The 1,419-nt window shown below is 46.2% G+C and carries 2 protein-coding genes; both read left to right on the top strand.

Features of this window, described 5'->3' with window-relative positions:
* Positions 1 to 166, top strand: a 166-nt coding sequence (locus PMI03_RS31760; protein WP_007695001.1) for an integrase core domain-containing protein, incomplete at its 5' end; no start/stop codon positions are given.
* Between the two features lie 210 nt (positions 167 to 376).
* Positions 377 to 1,189 (top strand): ABC transporter permease, encoded by an 813-nt coding sequence (locus PMI03_RS15920; protein WP_039974176.1) that lies wholly within the window; start codon positions 377 to 379, stop codon positions 1,187 to 1,189.
* Positions 1,190 to 1,419 lie beyond the last annotated feature (230 nt).

Raw genomic sequence — 1,419 nt, 5'->3', positions numbered from 1 at the left:
TGTAGACAACGTGACATCGCCCTATATCCGCATCTCACCTCTTCCGGACGCCAAGACCGCGCTCCGGCAGATCGATGGATGGATCGAAGACTACAACGAAATCTATCCCCATTCCGCGCTCAAGACGGCTTCCCCTCGGCAGTTCATCAGGGCTAAATCAAACTAGCCGACTGTCCGGCCAAACCGGGGGGCTCTCCAGCTATCGCGCTAGCCGACAATGGTCAGTTGATAGCTGAAGGATAATATTGTATTAAAGCAATTGTTCAGAGAAATTAGGTAAAAATGGCATTATGAAACTCAGACCGTAAGATAATTGATATCTCTTCAAGACACAGAAATAATGCGAGCGTCACACACCTCCTTAAATGTATTCATAATGGAAATAATTTCAAAACATAAGAATAAATCCCGCGTCATTCAAGCCCTTGTTGAACAACGTAACGTCATGAGTGCCGTCATTCTTCGTGACATGCGGACGCGCTTTTTTAATCATGGGCTGGGATTTATCGTCGTTCCTCTTTGGCCCTTGGTTCACATGGGTGTCCTTATCATTATCCACGCGGTTGCTGGCCGAGGATCCTCGCCTTATGGAGAAAGCACAGCCCTCTTTTATGCAACTGGACTCGTCCCAACGTTGACCTTTATGTATGTGTCACGCTTCATGGGATTTTCCCTCGTCTCGAATAGGCCAATGATCGCGTTCCCTGCGGTAAAAGTTTTAGATGTGATGATAGGCCGCGCAGTTCTAGAAGTGATATCCGCGTTTATTACCCTCTCACTCATCATCATAATCCTATGGATTTTGGGGCAAAATCCTTTTCCCTTCAATATTGAGCGAGCTGTCTGCGCCTATCTCGTCACCGTTTTTCTTGCCTTTGGCTGCGGTACCCTGGTAGGAGTAGCGACAATGTTTTTTCCAATCGTAGTAACCATATATCAGCTCACCTTGATATGCCTTTATATATCATCTGGGACAATGTTTGTTGCGTCAAATCTTCCTGATAATCTCGCAGTTCCCTTGTCATATAATCCAGTACTGGAATGCGTTGAGTGGATGCGAACAGCCTTCTACGAAACGTACAGTGATCGTCTCGTGAGCGAACAATATATTATTGCATTCGGCCTCGTAACACTCTGCTTAGGACTGACTAGTGAGCGCTTTTTCAGGAGACGGATGCTTGAGGGGTAACTTAGAGAATAACCGACAGAACTCGAGATTTTCACCTCAAAGATAGTGAAACAAGCCAGTTTTGGCTTACCTTTGGGACAATTGTCTGATTGTTTGATCCAGAGCAACAGCCCTCTCACTGCTACAGACACGCCGCTCCTTCAATTTAGTTAGATAGTCTTCAATGTGATGCGCCAGCTCCACTGGATTATGGTCGATGGTGCATAGATGGGGCGATGTCACGTTGTCTA

This window comes from Rhizobium sp. AP16 (assembly GCF_000281735.1).
GTDB classification, from domain to species: domain Bacteria; phylum Pseudomonadota; class Alphaproteobacteria; order Rhizobiales; family Rhizobiaceae; genus Rhizobium; species Rhizobium rhizogenes.
The sequence above is the reverse complement of the archived record's forward strand: the minus strand, read 5'-3'. Positions and strand labels throughout refer to the sequence as shown.